The sequence below is a fragment of the Corynebacterium nuruki S6-4 genome, assembly GCF_007970465.1.
Taxonomy (GTDB): domain Bacteria; phylum Actinomycetota; class Actinomycetes; order Mycobacteriales; family Mycobacteriaceae; genus Corynebacterium; species Corynebacterium nuruki.
The window spans coordinates 1,262,790-1,277,744 of the sequence record NZ_CP042429.1; the positions used below are offsets into that span (position 1 = coordinate 1,262,790).

The window sequence follows — 14,955 nt, forward strand, 5'->3', positions numbered from 1 at the left end:
GCGGAGGCACACCACCGTGACCCAGACAGCAACCGGACAGAACCAGGTCAAGAGCTTCGCCCGCGGCCTCGACGTCATCCGGTCCTTCTCCGGAAGCCGGCCCCGGCAGTCGCTCACCGAGGTCGCCGAGGCGACCGGACTCGCCCCAGCAACCGCCCGCCGGTCCCTCCACACCCTCATCTCCGTCGGCTACGCGGGCACTGACGGGCGGGACTACTGGCTCACCCCGCGGATCCTCGATCTGGGTTTCAGCTACCTGTCCTCCCAACCGCTCACCGCGATCGCCCAGCCCCACCTCGAACGACTCTCCCACACCGTCGGCGAATCGAGTTCGCTGTCCGTGCTCGACGGCACGGACATCGTCTACGTCAACCGGATCGCCGTCCGGCGCATCATGACGGTCGCCATCACCCTCGGCACCCGATTCCCCGCCCACGCCACGTCCATGGGGCGGATGATCCTCGCCGGCATGACCCCCGACGAGCTGGACACCCATCTCGACGACGTCGACTGCCGCAGACTCACCCCGAACTCGGTGACCTCGCACGGCCAACTGAAGAAGGTCGTCCGGACGGCCCGGGACCAGGGCTGGTGCGTGGTCGACCAGGAGCTCGAACCCGGTCTCCGGTCGGTCGCCGCCCCGGTGCGGGATGCGACGGGCCGGACCGTCGCCGCGATCAACGTCTCCACCCAGACCGCGATCCATCCGCTGGACAGTGTCCACCGGACATTCCTGCCCGCGGTCATCGAGACCGCCCAGAACATTTCCGCCGATTACGCCGCGGCCTACCGCAGCATCGCCTGAGCGCGGCGCCGCGGGAAATACGGAATCATCAGCCGGAGGGGGCCGGCGATATTGTCATGCGCTTTTCATCCGACGAATTGAACACCCCGGGAAAACCCTGACATTCCCCCAGGGTAACCCATTCACGGAAAGAAATTCTGAGCACGCGCAATAAGGCGTACCTCATTCGCAGGACCGGAGACTTCGTGAAATACGGGAAATTCGTGGAATACCGGATAATTCTGTGGTTTTCCGCCAATTCTTTCGGTACGGTGACGTTCACGAGACAAAACATTGTTCGCATAACGCACAATTACGGAGGAATGTATGACCACGACAGAGAACCGGCCCGCAACCGGAACCGCCCGAAGATTTCCCCGCCTCGCCGTCGAGAACTCCCGGCACGTCCCACCGCGGCTCACCGACATCGCCCGCGACCTCTCCCCCACCACCGTCGGCAACGGTCTGGTGGCCCTGATCTTCTCCGCCTCCGGCCCGGTCGCGGTCATCCTCACCGCCGCCGCCCGCGGCAACCTCTCCGAGACCGAGCTGTCCTCCTGGTTGTTCGCCACGTTCCTCGGCAACGGACTGCTCACGGTGTTCATGACCCTGCGCTACCGCACGCCGCTGGCCTTCTTCTGGACCATCCCCGGCACCGTGCTCGCCGGGGACGCTCTGACGCACATGTCCTTCGGCGAGGTGATCGGCGCCTATCTGCTCACCGGCGTCCTGGTCTTCCTGCTCGGCTGGTCCGGACTGGCGGCACGGATCATGGCCGCCATCCCGCTGCCGGTCATCATGGCGATGGTCGCCGGCCTGTTCCTCCGGTTCGGCCTCGACCTCGTCTCCGCCACCGGCGACGATCCGCTGCTCGGCGTGGTGATGATCGTCGTCTTCCTCGGTCTCACCGCCGTCCCCCGGGTCGCCGCATTCGTCCCGCCGGTCGTCGCGACCGCCGTGGTCGGCGTCCTCGTCGCCCTCGCCACCGGGGCCGTCGGTGACCTGTCCCTGCCCGAGGGGTTCCTCGCCCACCCGACCGTCACCGCACCGGAGTTCTCGGCCGGCGCACTCGCCGAACTCGTCCTCCCGCTCGCCGTCACCGTGGTGGTCGTCCAGAACGGCCAGGGTGAGGCGGTGCTCACCGCGGCCGGCCATCACCCGCCGGTCAACGCGGCGGCGACGGCCAGTGGACTGGCCACCATCCCGTTCGGGCTCCTCGGCGCCGCCCCGACCTGCCTGACCGGGCCCACCAACGCCCTGCTGGTGACGAGCGGACGCCGCAGGGCCCAGTACACCGCAGCGCTGGTGTGCGGCGGCGCGGCGGTCCTCGTCGGCCTGTTCTCCCCCGCCTTCGTCGCCGCGGTCTCCGCCACCCCCACCGCCTTCATCGCGGTCCTCGCCGGACTGGCGATGCTCACCCCGCTGAAGAACGCCTTCCTCACCAGTTTCTCCGGCACCTTCTCCACCGGCGCCCTGGCCTGCCTCCTGGTCACCTTCTCCGACATCACCATTCTCGGGGTCACCGCCCCGTTCTGGGGCATCGTCGTCGGGATGGCCGTCAGCGCCGTGGTCGACCGGACGCCGCGCTGACCGGTCACTCCCCGCCGAGGACGTCGGCGAGCTCGCTGCGGCGGGCAATCGACAGCTTCCGGAAGATCCGGGTGAGGTGGTACTCGACCGTCTTCGGGGAGACGAACAGTTCCGCGGACACCTCCCGGTTGGTGGCCCCGGCCGCCACCAGCTTCGCGATCTGCTGCTCCTGCGGGCTGAGTTCACCGGCACTGCCCTGACGGGCCCCCACCCCGCCGGCCCGGCGCTCCCGGACGGTCAGGTCCACCATCCTCGTCGCCCCCATCGCGCTGAAGATCGACTGTGCCTTCCCGAACAGGATGTCCGCGTCCCGCCGCCGGCCCAGCCGGCGCAGCAGCTGCCCGTACTCGAGGTCGATCCTGCCCTCGTAGAACGGCATGCCCAGCCGTGCCACCGTGTCGGACGCCTCCGCCAGCGCATCGAGCCCCTCGTCGGTCCGCCCCTGCTGGATCAGGATGTTCCCCCGCGGCAGGAGCAGCCGGGCGCGTACCGAGTCGATCCCGGATTCGGCCGCGCGTTCCTCGGCCTCGGCGAGGAACCCGTCGGCCTCCGCCACCCGGCCCAGCCGGACCAGTACCTGACTGTAGACGTCCTCCCAGAGCCAGAAGCCGGGCTGCGAGATATTGGTCTCCTCCCGCAGGGTGCACAGCGCCTGCCCCGCCCGCTCCGCGCCCGCGAGGTCGCCGTTGCCGTGGGCGATGACCAGCCGGGCCATCTCCGCGGGGATGCGCTGGATCATGAAGGCGTCGCTGCCGACGCCCAGCTGCGACAGATAGTGCCGGCACAGCTCCGGGCGGCCCTGCAGGTCCGCCGCCTCCGCGGCCGTCCACAGCAGCAGTGGTTCAAGGAAGGCGATGCCGAGCCGGTGGGCGCGCTCCAGACCCAGTTCCGCCGCGCGCCGCGCCTCCTCGACCTTCCCGAGGACGAGCGTGGTGCGGGCGAGCCAGGCGTCCTTCCACAGGATGGTCCGTTCGGTGACGTCCAGATGGGACCGGGCGCTCAGCCGCTGGTACGCGGTCAGCGGATCATCGAAGATCAGGCTCACCCAGCCGACCGCCACATCACGGCTCTCCGTCTGCGCGAGGTCCTCCCCGGCCGCCGCGACGTCGAGGCGGGGCCGGCCCGAGAGCGCCGAGCGGCCGACCATCGCGATCGCCGCGGACTCGATCCGGTCACCCGAGGTGTACGGGGAGCGACGTTCGGACAGTTCCGCCCACCGCACCAGTGAGGGAATGTTCCACTCCACCAGGCACAGCAGGATCTGCCGGGCGGCCAGCCGGGCGATGTCACCGTCGGCGACAGCGCGCCCGCCGGACATCAGCGCGTCCGAGGCCCGGGACAGCAGGCCGACGGCCTCGCTGCGGCGGCCCTCGTGGATCGCGAGGTACCCCAGCATCGAATCCTGCTGCGGTGACCGACGGCCCCGGTCCAGGGAACCGGCCTGCGCGACCGCCTCGGGGATGTCCGCCGCCGCCAGCAGCGCCTCGACGGCGGCGAGCTGGAGCCGCGCCGCCGTCCCCTGGTCCGGCTCCACCGTGGCCGCCAGCCGGAACATCCGTGACGACGCCCGCCACAGCCCCTGGTAGCCGAGGTCCTCGGCGTAGGTCGCCACCTCCCGGGTGTCGACCTCCCCGGTCGCAGACCTGGCCAGCGTGAGATGGAGCAGCGCCTCCTCCCCGTCGCCGCGTTCCTCGAAGACCTGCGCCGCCCGCCGGTGGATGTCCGCGCCGACCTCCGGGGAGACCTGGCCCGCCACCACGTGCCGGTCGGCACCGTCGACCAGGTCCACGTACTCCCGGCTGCCGGAGCCGACCACCCGGAGGACGCCGGCCGTCACCGCCGCGGACACCGCCGCGAGCGCGTGCCCCGGTCCGGTGTACCCGCCGCACACCTGCCGGACGACCGCGAACGGCACCTCCCGGCCGAGGACCGCGGTCACGGTCACCGCCGTCCGGGCGTTGTCGTCGAGGTCCCGCAGTTTCTGCAGTGTCCGGGCCCGCCAGAGTTCAGGGACGGGAACCACCGGGTCCACGGCGCTCCAGTGGTCGGCGGGGACCGCGGACACGAGTTCCCGGAGCCGGCCCGGCCGGCCGTCGGTGCAGTCCGCCACCCGGCGCAGTGTGGTCGCCCCGAGCTGCACCCCCACCTCGTTCTGCAGGACGGCGCGGATGTCGTCGGTGGACAGCGGCGGGACGGTGACCGTCAGATCCGCCACCGCGCGGATCTCCGCCAGCACCGCGGAGAGGTCCGGCATCACCTCCGCGGCGCACGTCAGGACCAGGGCGCACCGGCCCCGGCGCATCCGGAGCACCAGTGAGGTCAGGTCACGCAACGAGGCGGCGTCCGCCCAGTGCGCGTCGTCGACGATGAGGAGGGTGGACCCGTCCTTCGTGTCGATGCGGCGTCCCAGGTCCGCACCGTGTCCGAGGTGGTCGCGGACGCAGTCGAGCAGGCGGCCCTCATCCCCGGACTCCCAGGGCAGCGCCCGGACCCGGACCGTGGTCCACCCCGGCAACGCGGCGGCGATCTCCCGGGCCACCGTCGTCTTCCCCGAGCCGGCGGGGCCGGTCACCAGGACCACCGTGCCGCCCGGGGTCGGGAGAGATCCGACGAGCTCCGGGATCCCCCACAGGGCCCGGCGGGGTCCGGCGAACAGTCCCCGGTCAGTCAATGTCATGTGTGTGCCTCCCGGCGCGCCTGTGGTCCCGTGGTCCCCTTGTGCCGTGACAACGGTCCGGCACCTGCGCCGTGCGCGGGTGCCGGACCGGGTCGTCGGGCCGTTACCGTCCGTTCTTCAGGTAGATGTTCACGTCGTCACCGTTGAACAGGTCCGGTACCGTCCAGCCGTCGAGGTTGTACTCGGCCATGCAGTCCTCGACCATACCGTTCATCGAGGCGACCGTACCGTTCTCCTTGGCGTTCATGAGGAGCTCGATCCGGACGTTCTCGTGGTTGCCGGAGTAGTTGCGCTCGTAGAGCTCGTGCCGGCCGCCGAACTCGCTGCCGATGGAGTCCCAGAGCAGCTTCATCAGCTTCACCCGGTCGACGGCCTCGATACCGTTCGAGCCGCGGACGTACTTGTCGAGGTACGGGCGGATCTCCGCGTTCTTGAAGTCGAGTGCACCGGACGGCAGGTAGATCAGACCGGCCGCGACGTCCTGCTCGATGATCTCCTTGACCCGCGGGTAGCCCTGTGCCATGAACATCCGGTAGGCCAGGCCGTAGTCCATGTTCGGCAGCAGCGTGCCGTTGGGTCCCTTGTCCGGGTTCAGCATCATGGCGTCCGCGATGCCCCAGAACAGGTTGCGCCAGCCGATCACCTCACCGGCGCGGGCCTGGACGCCGCGGAAGTCCTGGGTTCCGGCGATCTCCAGCGCCTTGAGCAGCAGGCCGGCGATGAAGTCGAGTTTCACCGCCAGGCGTATGCAGCCCTGGAAGGTGAACCGCTGGATGAACCCGGTCTTCGGCATGAAGCCGTTGATCTGGTCCGGGTCGCCGTAGGCGAAGACGTTCTCCCAGGGGACGAGGACCTTGTCGAAGATGAAGATCGCGTCGTTCTCGTCCATCCGGGACGACAGCGGGTAGTCGAACGGGGTCCCGGTCGCCGCCGCGTTCTGGGCGTAGGACGCCCGGGAGATGAGCTTCACACCCGGCTGGTCCATGGGGACGGTGCAGATGATCGCGTACTCGGACTTCTTGATCGGCAGTCCGTAGTGGGAGATGAAGTTGTAGTTGGTGATCGCGGAGCCGGTGGCGACGACCTTCGCGCCCGAGACGATCAGCCCGGCGTCGGTCTCCTTCTCCACCTTCATGAAGACGTCCTTGACCTGGTCCGGCAGGAGGTGCCGGTCGACCGGGGGGTTGATGATCGCGTGGTTCCAGTACAGGACGCGCTCCTGGGACTCCTTGTACCAGCGCCGGGCGTTCTCCTGGTACGGGGAGTAGAACTCCGGCATCGACCCGAGGGTCGCGAGGAAGGAGGCCTTGTAGTCCGGGGAGCGGCCGAACCAGCCGTAGCTCATGCGGGCCCACGTCTCGATCGCGCTGCGGGACTCGCGCAGGTCGTCGATGGACCTCGGCGCTTTGAAGAAGGCGTGGGTCTTGCCGCCGTTACCGGTGTCCGTGTCGGTGAGCAGCTTGTCGGCGTACGCCGGGTCGTGCATCCCGTCGTACATCCGGGCCACCATGCGCACCGAGTTGCGGAACGCGGGGTGGGTCGTCACGTCGTCGACCCGCTCGCCGTGGAGATAGATCTCCCGGCCGTCACGCAGCGACTCGATGTACTCGTCGCCGGTCATGGGCATCGTCGGGTTGGCGGGCTTCGTGAGCTCCTCGGTCTTGCTCACGTATTCCTTTACAGGCACAGAAACTCCTACAGTCGTCGTACGGGGTGGTGTGGATGGTGGTTACAGGTGGTTACAGGTGGTCACAGGGGCTGGAGCTCGGGGACGCCCTCGAACCAGCCGCAGGCCAGAGCGTCGGCGGAGCCTCCCCACGGCACGCCCTCACAGAACGGTCCGACCTCCCGGAACTTGCCCCGGGAGAACAGCAGCGGCGGCTTCTCGGTGAGGGTCACGTCGGTGACTTCGCCGATCACGATGAGGTGGTCGCCGCCGTCGTAGGTCCGCCAGGGGCGGCATTCGATCGTCGCGGCATTCCCGCACAGCACGGGGACGCCGTCGTCGGACCGCCACGCGGGCTCGTCCTTCATGGGTTTGCCCGCGAAGTTCAGGCAGACGTCGAGCTGGTCGGCGGCCATGATGTTGATGGCGAAGGGTTCGCCCTCCAGGTACTGCGAGGCCCGGTTGCCCCGGATGAGGGTGACCTGGGCCAGCGGCGGGTCGAGGGAGACGGCGGTGAAGGCGTTGACGGTGGCACCGTGCGGGATGCCCTCCGGTGTCCGCACGGTCACCACGGTCACTCCGGTGGCGAAGGTGCCGAAGGCATTCCGGAGTTCCCGGGGATCCACAGTCGTCACCTCAGAGTTTTCCTCGGTCATGGAATCATCGACCTCCTTTCTGTCCGTTCGGTTCCTACGGATTCATTGCAGTTGTGTCGTCGTCAATGATCGTCGTGATCGATTGACGTGACTTTTCCTACTGTGATGCCCGTCACCGGGAACGTCAACGGGTATCTTTCTGACGAATTCACATAATTTCGGCCGCCGAAACCCGCCATCACATTCTGTGCAGGTCACAGCACTGTGGCGTGCTGCAGATTTCAATAGACGAAGTGCTTTCCCCAGTGCAACCCTAGGTGTCCCCTAGGGGGTATGAGGCCCGTCCCGGGACTGTTCCGGTACCGCCCGTGCCGATCCCCGGAACCGTGTCCGAGCTGCGCCGGAATAACCGTTTCCCCACTCCGGGATACGTCGGGACACCCGGTGCAGAAACAGCCTGGAATTCTGCCGCCATTTCCCGTCTCAATAGACAGGAATGTGCCGGCATCGTAATGTCGGCGGTCATGGAGATCTGGAACGGAACAGACAGCGTCCCCGGGAATCTCACCGGAGCCTCGGTGACCGTCGGCGTCTTCGACGGCGTCCACCGGGGCCACCAGCAGCTCATCGCCACCACGGTGCGCAGGGCCCGGGAGCACGGCGTGCCGGCGGTCATGGTCACCTTCGCACCCCACCCCGTCGCACTCTTCCGGCCCGGGGCGGCCCCCGCCATGCTCGGCACCCTCGACCAGCGGGCGGCGACCGCGGCCCGGTACGGCATCGACGCGATGCTCGTCATCGACTTCGACCACGATGTCGCGGCGTGGAGCCCGGCGGACTACTTCCGGCGGATCCTCGTCGATCTCCTGCACGCCCGCGCGGTGACCATCGGCGAGAACTTCTTCTTCGGCCACCGTGCCGCCGGCACCTGCCGGACCATGCAGGAGCTCGGCGACCGGCACGGGGTCGACGTCACCGTCCACGGCCTGCTCGGCGACGAGCTGGACGGGATCCCCCACACCGTCTGCTCCACCTGGATCCGCGGCCGGATCGCCGCCGGCGACCTCCGCGCCGCGGAACGGGCGCTCGGCCACCCCTTCGAGATCCAGGGGGCGGTCCACGACGGCACCATCCTGTCGGTGCCGGCGCACCAGGCGCTGCCGCCGGCCGGTGACTATCCGGGGCTGCTCCGGTCGGCGGCGTCCGACCCGGCCGGGACGCACGCCCGTCCGGTGCAGGTCCGGATCACCCCGGCGGCGTCCGACGGCGACCGCCCCCGGCAGGTCGACGTCGTCCTCCCCGGGGGGCGACGACCTCTCCGGCCGCACCGTGGCCGTCAGCCTCAGTGGTCGGTGAGCCGGACCTCGAACGGCGCGCCGGTCAGCTCCCGCAGGTCGTCGACGGAGACACCCTCGGCGCACTCCACCAGGGTCAGACCCTTCTCCTTGTCGACCTCGAACACACCGTGGGAGGACACGATGAGGTCCACGCACTTCGCGCCGGTGAGCGGCAGCGAGCACTCCGCGACGATCTTCGGGGCGCCCTTCTTGGTGAGGTGGTCGGTCATGACGACGATGCGGCGCGCGCCGTGGACCAGGTCCATCGCCCCGCCCATCCCGCGGACCATCTTGCCGGGCACCATCCAGTTGGCGAGGTCACCGTACTGCGAGATCTCCATCGCGCCAAGCACGGCGACGTCGATGGACTTCGACCGGATCATGCCGAAGGACTCCGACGAGCTGAAGAAGCTCGCGCCCGGGCCGACGGTGATCGTCTCCTTGCCGGCGTTGATGAGTTCCGGGTCGACCTCGTCCTCGGTCGGGTACGGGCCGACCCCCAGGACGCCGTTCTCCGAGTGCAGCACCACGTCGACGCCCTCCGGCACGTAGCCGGGAACGAGGGTCGGCATACCGATGCCGAGGTTCACGTACTGGCCGGAGGACAGCTCGGCGGCGACGCGGGCCGCCATCTGGTTACGGTTCCATGTCATGACCGGGTCTCCTCCGTGGTCGTTGCGGTGACGGTCCGGGTGGTCCGGTTCTCGATGCCGGTCTCCTGCGGTCCGACGACGACCACCCGGTCGACGTAGATGCCGGGGAGGTGGACGTGTTCGGGGTCGAGTTCGTCGACGAGGTACTCGACCTGGGCGATGGAGACCTCGGCGCACTGCGCGGCCTCCGGGTTGAAGTTGCGGGCGGTCTCCCGGAAGTACAGGTTGCCCTGCCGGTCGGCGATGTGGGCGTGGACGAGGCCGAAGTCTGACCGCAGGGCGGTCTCGAGGATGTACTCGTCGCCGTCGAAGGTCCTGCTCTCTTTCGCCGGCGACATCTCCAGCGGCTGCCCGTCGGCGCCGTAGCGCACCGGCAGGCCACCGGTCTGGAGCTCAGTCCCGACCCCGGCGCGGGTGTAGAAGGCGGGGATTCCGGCGCCGCCGGCCCGCATCCGTTCCGCGAGTGTCCCCTGCGGGGTGAACTCGACCGAGATCTCGCCGGCCAGGTACTGGGCGGCGTAGATCCGGTTGGACCCGATGTAGGACCCGATGGTCCGGGAGATCAGGTGGTCCTCCAGGAGCGTGCCGAGGCCGAAGCCGTCGGTCCCGCAGTTGTTGGAGATCACCGTGAGATCCTTCGGGGCCTGCCGGCGCACCGCCTCGATGAGGACCGAGGGGATGCCGACGAGCCCGAAGCCACCGACGGACAGGGATGCCCCGTCCGCGATGTCCGACACCGCGTCATCTGCTGTTCCGATCGTTTTGTCAAGCATGGTGCGGACTGTACACTGAAGTTCACGAAACGCACAGTTGTTCATTCAGCGAACAACGGTGGCGGAGACACAGTGAGGATCGAGCCATGGCCCAACCGTCAGAAACCGGAGCCGTCCAGTCCTTCATCAGGGGCCTGGACGTCCTCCGCACCTTCTCGCCGGAACGACAACGCCAGACCCTGGCGGAGGTCGCCACCGCGTCCGGCCTCGCCCGGGCCACCGCCCGCCGGTTCCTCCACACCCTCGTCTCCATCGGCTACGCCGGCACCGACGGCCGCGAATTCTGGCTCACCCCGCGCGTCCTGGAACTCGGCTTCAGCTACCTGTCGTCCCAGCCGCTGACCTCGCTGGCCCAGCCCCGGCTCGAGGAACTGTCCCGGTCGGTCCACGAATCGAGCTCCATGTCGGTGCTCGACGGCCCCGACATCGTCTACGTCTGCCGCGTCCCGGTCCGGCGCATCATGCACGTCGACATCACCCTCGGCACCCGGTTCCCCGCCTACGCCACCTCCATGGGCCGCGTCCTGCTCGCCAGCCTCTCCCCCGCCGAACTCGCCGACTACTTCGAGCGCACCGACCTCCGCAAGATCGCCCCGGAGGGCACCGCCAGCGAGACCGAGATCCGCAGCCGGCTGGACAAGGTCCGGGAACAGGGCTGGTGCATCGTCGACCAGGAACTCGAACCCGGACTGCGGTCGGTGGCCGCACCGGTCCGCAAGGTCGACGGGACGGTCGTCGCCGCGATCAACATCTCGACCCAGACCGCGGTCCACGACACGGCCGAACTCCACAGCCAGTTCCTCCCCGCGGTCATCCGGACCGCCGACCAGATCTCCACCGACCTGGCACTCACCCTGCCCTGACGCCCTGACGCACCCGTAACCCACCCGAGAGGACCCACCATGACCACCTCAGCAGCCCTGCCCGCCGCCGCGGACACCGACATCGTCCTGTGCACCCCGCGCCGCACCCCGGTCGGTGCCTACGGCGGAGCCTTCGCCGGCGTCCCGGTGCAGGACCTCGCCAGCACCGTCGTCGCCGCCGTCGTCGCCGACGCCGGCCTGACCGCCGACGACGTCGACGACCTCATCCTCGGCCAGGCCTCCCCGGCCGGCGCCGCGCCCGCCCTCGGCCGCGTCGTCGCCCTGGACTGCGGCCTCGGCGACTCCGTCCCCGGCATGCAGCTCGACCGCCGGTGCGGCTCCGGCCTGCAGGCCATCGCCACCGCCGCCGCACACGTCGGCAGCGGTGCCGCCGACCTCATCATCGCCGGTGGCGCCGAGTCGATGAGCACCACCGAGTACACCGTCGACGGCGCGGTGCGCTGGGGTGTCAAGGGCGGCGACCTGGTCCTCCACGACCGGCTCGCCCAGGGCCGCGAGACCGCCGGCGGGAAGAACCACCCGATCCCCGGCGGCATGATCGAGACCGCCGAGAACCTGCGCCGCGAGTACGGGCTCACCCGCGAGGCGCAGGACGCCCTCGCCGCGACGTCCCAGCAGCGCGCCGTCGCCGCCCAGGAGCGCGGTGACTTCGACGCCGAGATCGTCCCGGTGACCGTCCCCGGCCGTCGGCGCAAGGATCCGGCGGTCACCGTGACCGCCGACGAGCACCCGCGCCCGGGCACCACCGCGGAGAAGCTCGCGGGACTGCGCACCGTCATGGGCCGCACCGACGACGCGGCCACGGTCACCGCCGGCAACGCCTCGGGCCAGAACGACGGTGCCGCCGCCGTCATCGTCACCACCCGGAAGAAGGCCGCCGAACTCGGCCTGGAGCCGGCGGCCCGGCTGCGCGGCTGGGCGGTGGCCGGCGTGCCGCCGGAGACGATGGGCACCGGTCCGGTGCCCGCCACCGCGAAGGTGCTCGACCGGCTCGGTCTCACCCTCGACGACCTCGACCTCATCGAACTCAACGAGGCCTTCGCCGCCCAGGTCCTCGCCGTCCTCACCGAGTGGGGTGTCGACCCCGCCGACCCGCGGCTCAACCAGTGGGGTTCCGGCATCTCGCTCGGCCACCCGGTGGGTGCCACCGGTGCCCGCATGGTCGTCACCCTCTGCCACGCCATGGCTCGCGCCGAGGCGTCCCTCGGCCTGGCCACCATGTGCATCGGCGGCGGCCAGGGCCTGGCCGCCGTCATCGACCGCCCCTGAAAGGAGCCCCACCATGACTGTCCTCCACCACGTTTCCGTCGGCCCGCGTGACGGCCGGGCCGATGCCCCGGTCATCGTCCTCACCGGGTCCATCGGCTCGACCACCGACATGTGGCTGCCCCAGCTGGACGCCCTGTCCCGCTCGGCACGGGTGATCGCCGTCGACCACCGCGGTCACGGCGGGTCCCCGCTGCCGGCGGGGTCCGCCACTGTCGCGGACCTCGCCCAGGATCTCCTCGACACCGTCGACGCGCTCGGCGTGGACACCTTCCACCTGGCGGGTCTGTCGCTGGGTGGCGCGGTCGCCCAGTACCTCGCCGCCGGGGCGGACACCCGGGACCGCGTCCTCACCCTGACCCTGCTGTGCACCGCCCCGAAGTTCGGGGAGCCGGCCGGCTGGACCGACCGGGCCGCCCTCGTGCGTGACCGCGGCACGGACGCCGTCGCCGACGGCACCGTGGAGAAGTGGTTCTCCGCCGGCTGGCGGGAGGAGCACCCGGCCAGTGCCGGCTTCTTCGCCGCCATGGTCCGGGGCATCTCCGACGAGGGCTACGCGGTGTGCTGCGAAGCGCTCGCACAGTGGGACTTCGCCGGTTCGCTCGGACAGATCCAGGCCCCGACCCTCACCATCGCGGGCTCGACCGACCCCTCCACTCCCCCGGATGTCCTGCAGTCGATCGCGGACGCCGTGCCGGGCGCCCGGGCCGTCGTGCTCGACCCGGGCGCCCATGTGCCGACCATCGAGCGGCCGGACGAGGTGACCCGCCTGCTGGCGGACCAGGTGGGTATCACCGTCGGTTGAGGGTCTTCCCGGGGCCTGCGGAACGAATCCGCAGGTCTGTTTTCGTGTCTCCGGCCGGCTCGTGAACCCGACCACAGGAGACGACCGGCCGGCAGATCCCCGCCGAGGCCGATTCTCGGATTGGGCCCCAGCCTGAGTCTCAGCCCGACCCTCCGATCATCAGCGCGATCATCTGCCCGCGCCCGGTCGGTTCCTGATGGTGCCTGTTTCACGAACCCAGGTGCGGTTTGAGGACAAGAAAAACAACCTGTCGGTTCGTTCCGCGGCCATCGGAGGCAGGCGCGCCCACGGGAGGGACGGCTAGGCGGCGTCCCGCTGGTGCGGGGCCAACGTCCGGCTGAAGGCGAAGATCACCGCGCCGATCGCGCCGACCGCCGCGAAGGCGAAGAAGCCCCAGGGGTAGGCCAGTCCGGCCGAGGCGAGCATGCCGCCCATGATCGGGCCGAAGATCGCGCCGAGGCGTCCGACGCCGGCGGAGAAGCCCATGGCGGTCGCACGGACCGACGACGGGTGGTTCTCCCCGGTGAAGGCGTAGACGAGCACCTGGGAGCTGAAGACGAAGACGCCGGTGAGGAAGATGGCGGCGTAGATCGCCAGCAGCGGCATCCGGATCGCGAGCAGCGCGAGGAAGACCGCGGAGGCCGCGAACCACAGCAGGGAGGTCCGGCGCGGCGACCACCGGTCGGAGAGCTGCCCGGCGATGACGAGGCCGACGACCGCGCCGATGTTGGCGACGAGCAGGAAGCTCAGCGAGCTGCCCAGGTCGTAGTCCGCCTGCCGCATGATCTCCGGCAGCCAGGTGTTCAGCCCGTAGACGAGCAGCAGGCCCATGAAGGACGTCCCCCAGATCGCCAGGGTGTTCCGGCGGTAGGTGGGGCCGAGCAGGGTCCGGACCGGGTTGGCGACCTCGGCGGCGGCCCCGGCAGCGTCCTCGACCGGCTCCGTCAGCGACAGCCCGTAGGACGCCGCGACGTCGGCGGCCTCGTCGGGCCGCCCGGCGGCCCGCAGGTACTGCGGGGATTCCGGCAGGAACAGCCAGAGCACCGCACCGAGCACCAGACCCGGGACCGCGCCGGCGACGAACATCCAGTGCCAGCCGGCGGCGTCGATGAGGAACATGGCCAGCAGTGCGGTGAGCACGGCGCCGACGTGGTAGCCAGTCATCACCGTGGTCGAGGCGGACCCGGCCTTGCCGGCCGGCCGGAACTCGGTGACCAGCGAGATGGCGGTCGGCAGGGCGCCACCCAGGGCGACACCGCCGAGGAAGCGGAGCAGGGCAAACACCGGCACGCTCACCGGGAGGCCGAGGCCGAGGGTGAACACCGAGAAGCCGAGCACCGAGAAGACCAGCACGCGGCGGCGGCCCAGACGGTCGGTCATCGCGCCGATCGCCACGGCGCCGATCGTCATCCCGACCAGGCCGATGGTCGAGATCATGGTGGCCTGCCCACCGGTCAACGACCAGCTGTCGTCATCGAGCATCGACGGGATCGAGGCGCCGAGGACGACCAGGTCGAAACCGTCCAGCAGCACGGCGATCCAGCACAGGACGACGACGCGCAGTGTGCTGTGGCGCCGGCCGCCGGGGCGCGCTCCTCCCGGCTGTGCGGTGGCGGGTTCCCGCCCTCCGGACCATTCGACGGTCTGGGTCATGGTTCTGCCCCTTCCTTCTCTCGCGGCGTCCCTGGTGATGTGTCACAGGACGACGGCGGACTGTGATGTGCAACTCGAAGCTTATGGGCGCGTTCGCATACTGAATAACCGTTCGCAATACGAACGTTCCCTGGGTGAACAGCGCGGTCTACCAGTGCTTTTGTGTGACAGACCTCACCGCTGACCGGCGACAGGGGTACGGGACAGGGGTAACGGAAAACCCCGCCGCCAGGGTCGACGGTGGGGGTCGGTTCCGGGGGGCTCAGGCAGC

Annotated in this window: 11 protein-coding genes and 1 pseudogene; 6 read left to right on the top strand and 6 right to left on the bottom strand. The window is 69.8% G+C overall.

Translation table 11 applies throughout. From position 1 onward, the window contains the following. Window positions 1-16: 16 nt before the first annotated feature. Window positions 17-805 carry an IclR family transcriptional regulator domain-containing protein gene (locus tag FSW06_RS05605; protein WP_010121794.1) on the top strand — a complete coding sequence of 263 codons (789 nt, stop codon included), beginning with the start codon at window positions 17-19 and terminating at the stop codon, window positions 803-805. Between the two features lie 306 nt (window positions 806-1,111). Beyond that, a complete protein-coding gene (locus FSW06_RS05610) occupies window positions 1,112-2,374 on the top strand; it encodes a benzoate/H(+) symporter BenE family transporter (RefSeq protein WP_010121795.1) in 1,263 nt (420 codons plus the stop codon). A gap of 4 nt (window positions 2,375-2,378) precedes the next feature. On the opposite strand, the gene FSW06_RS05615 is transcribed toward FSW06_RS05610, so the two are convergent. From FSW06_RS05615 to FSW06_RS05625, 3 genes are all read right to left on the bottom strand, one after another. Further along, the gene (locus tag FSW06_RS05615; protein ID WP_010121797.1) at window positions 2,379-5,051 is read right to left on the bottom strand and encodes a helix-turn-helix transcriptional regulator; all 2,673 of its coding nucleotides are present in this window, start codon (window positions 5,049-5,051) and stop codon (window positions 2,379-2,381) included. Window positions 5,052-5,154: 103 nt separating this feature from the next. Then, complete coding sequence (locus tag FSW06_RS05620; RefSeq protein ID WP_083827103.1) at window positions 5,155-6,678, bottom strand: 4-hydroxyphenylacetate 3-hydroxylase family protein; 1,524 nt, start codon at window positions 6,676-6,678, stop codon at window positions 5,155-5,157. Window positions 6,679-6,800: 122 nt separating this feature from the next. Continuing rightward, on the bottom strand, window positions 6,801-7,373 hold the full coding sequence (locus FSW06_RS05625; RefSeq protein ID WP_010121800.1) for a flavin reductase family protein: 573 nt from the start codon (window positions 7,371-7,373) through the stop codon (window positions 6,801-6,803). A 464-nt stretch (window positions 7,374-7,837) separates the two neighbouring features. Here FSW06_RS05625 and FSW06_RS14725 point away from each other — a divergent pair. Beyond that, window positions 7,838-8,254 (top strand): annotated as a pseudogene (locus FSW06_RS14725) (bifunctional riboflavin kinase/FAD synthetase); the annotation flags it as partial. Window positions 8,255-8,655: 401 nt separating this feature from the next. On the opposite strand, the gene FSW06_RS05635 reads toward FSW06_RS14725, so the two are convergent. Further along, complete coding sequence (locus FSW06_RS05635) at window positions 8,656-9,303, bottom strand: 3-oxoacid CoA-transferase subunit B (protein WP_010121803.1); 648 nt, start codon at window positions 9,301-9,303, stop codon at window positions 8,656-8,658. Then, the gene (locus FSW06_RS05640) at window positions 9,300-10,076 is read right to left on the bottom strand and encodes a CoA transferase subunit A (RefSeq protein WP_050802023.1); all 777 of its coding nucleotides are present in this window, start codon (window positions 10,074-10,076) and stop codon (window positions 9,300-9,302) included. The genes FSW06_RS05635 and FSW06_RS05640 overlap by 4 nt, the downstream gene beginning before the upstream one ends. A gap of 86 nt (window positions 10,077-10,162) precedes the next feature. Here FSW06_RS05640 and FSW06_RS05645 point away from each other — a divergent pair, with 86 nt between their 5' ends. From FSW06_RS05645 to pcaD, 3 genes are read left to right on the top strand one after another with little or no spacing between them, the layout of a single operon-like run. Continuing rightward, on the top strand, window positions 10,163-10,939 hold the full coding sequence (locus FSW06_RS05645) for an IclR family transcriptional regulator domain-containing protein (RefSeq protein ID WP_010121806.1): 777 nt from the start codon (window positions 10,163-10,165) through the stop codon (window positions 10,937-10,939). A 39-nt stretch (window positions 10,940-10,978) separates the two neighbouring features. Next, the gene (locus tag FSW06_RS05650) at window positions 10,979-12,229 is read left to right on the top strand and encodes an acetyl-CoA C-acetyltransferase (RefSeq protein WP_010121807.1); all 1,251 of its coding nucleotides are present in this window, start codon (window positions 10,979-10,981) and stop codon (window positions 12,227-12,229) included. Between the two features lie 13 nt (window positions 12,230-12,242). Continuing rightward, entirely contained in the window at window positions 12,243-13,031 is a 789-nt protein-coding gene (gene pcaD / locus FSW06_RS05655; protein WP_010121808.1) for a 3-oxoadipate enol-lactonase, read from the top strand. Between the two features lie 300 nt (window positions 13,032-13,331). On the opposite strand, the gene FSW06_RS05660 is transcribed toward pcaD, so the two are convergent. After that, complete coding sequence (locus FSW06_RS05660) at window positions 13,332-14,684, bottom strand: MFS transporter (protein WP_010121809.1); 1,353 nt, start codon at window positions 14,682-14,684, stop codon at window positions 13,332-13,334. Window positions 14,685-14,955 lie beyond the last annotated feature (271 nt).

Bases quoted from the DNA above. Each gene is read 5' to 3' on its own strand.
- FSW06_RS05610 (WP_010121795.1), top strand. From the start codon at position 1,112: ATGACCACGACAGAGAACCGGCCCGCAACCGGAACCGCCCGAAGATTT.
- FSW06_RS05615 (WP_010121797.1), bottom strand. From the start codon at position 5,051: ATGACATTGACTGACCGGGGACTGTTCGCCGGACCCCGCCGGGCCCTG.
- FSW06_RS05620 (WP_083827103.1), bottom strand. From the start codon at position 6,678: ATGCCCATGACCGGCGACGAGTACATCGAGTCGCTGCGTGACGGCCGG.
- FSW06_RS05625 (WP_010121800.1), bottom strand. From the start codon at position 7,373: ATGACCGAGGAAAACTCTGAGGTGACGACTGTGGATCCCCGGGAACTC.
- FSW06_RS05635 (WP_010121803.1), bottom strand. From the start codon at position 9,303: ATGACATGGAACCGTAACCAGATGGCGGCCCGCGTCGCCGCCGAGCTG.
- FSW06_RS05640 (WP_050802023.1), bottom strand. From the start codon at position 10,076: ATGCTTGACAAAACGATCGGAACAGCAGATGACGCGGTGTCGGACATC.
- FSW06_RS05645 (WP_010121806.1), top strand. From the start codon at position 10,163: ATGGCCCAACCGTCAGAAACCGGAGCCGTCCAGTCCTTCATCAGGGGC.
- FSW06_RS05650 (WP_010121807.1), top strand. From the start codon at position 10,979: ATGACCACCTCAGCAGCCCTGCCCGCCGCCGCGGACACCGACATCGTC.
- pcaD (WP_010121808.1), top strand. From the start codon at position 12,243: ATGACTGTCCTCCACCACGTTTCCGTCGGCCCGCGTGACGGCCGGGCC.
- FSW06_RS05660 (WP_010121809.1), bottom strand. From the start codon at position 14,684: ATGACCCAGACCGTCGAATGGTCCGGAGGGCGGGAACCCGCCACCGCA.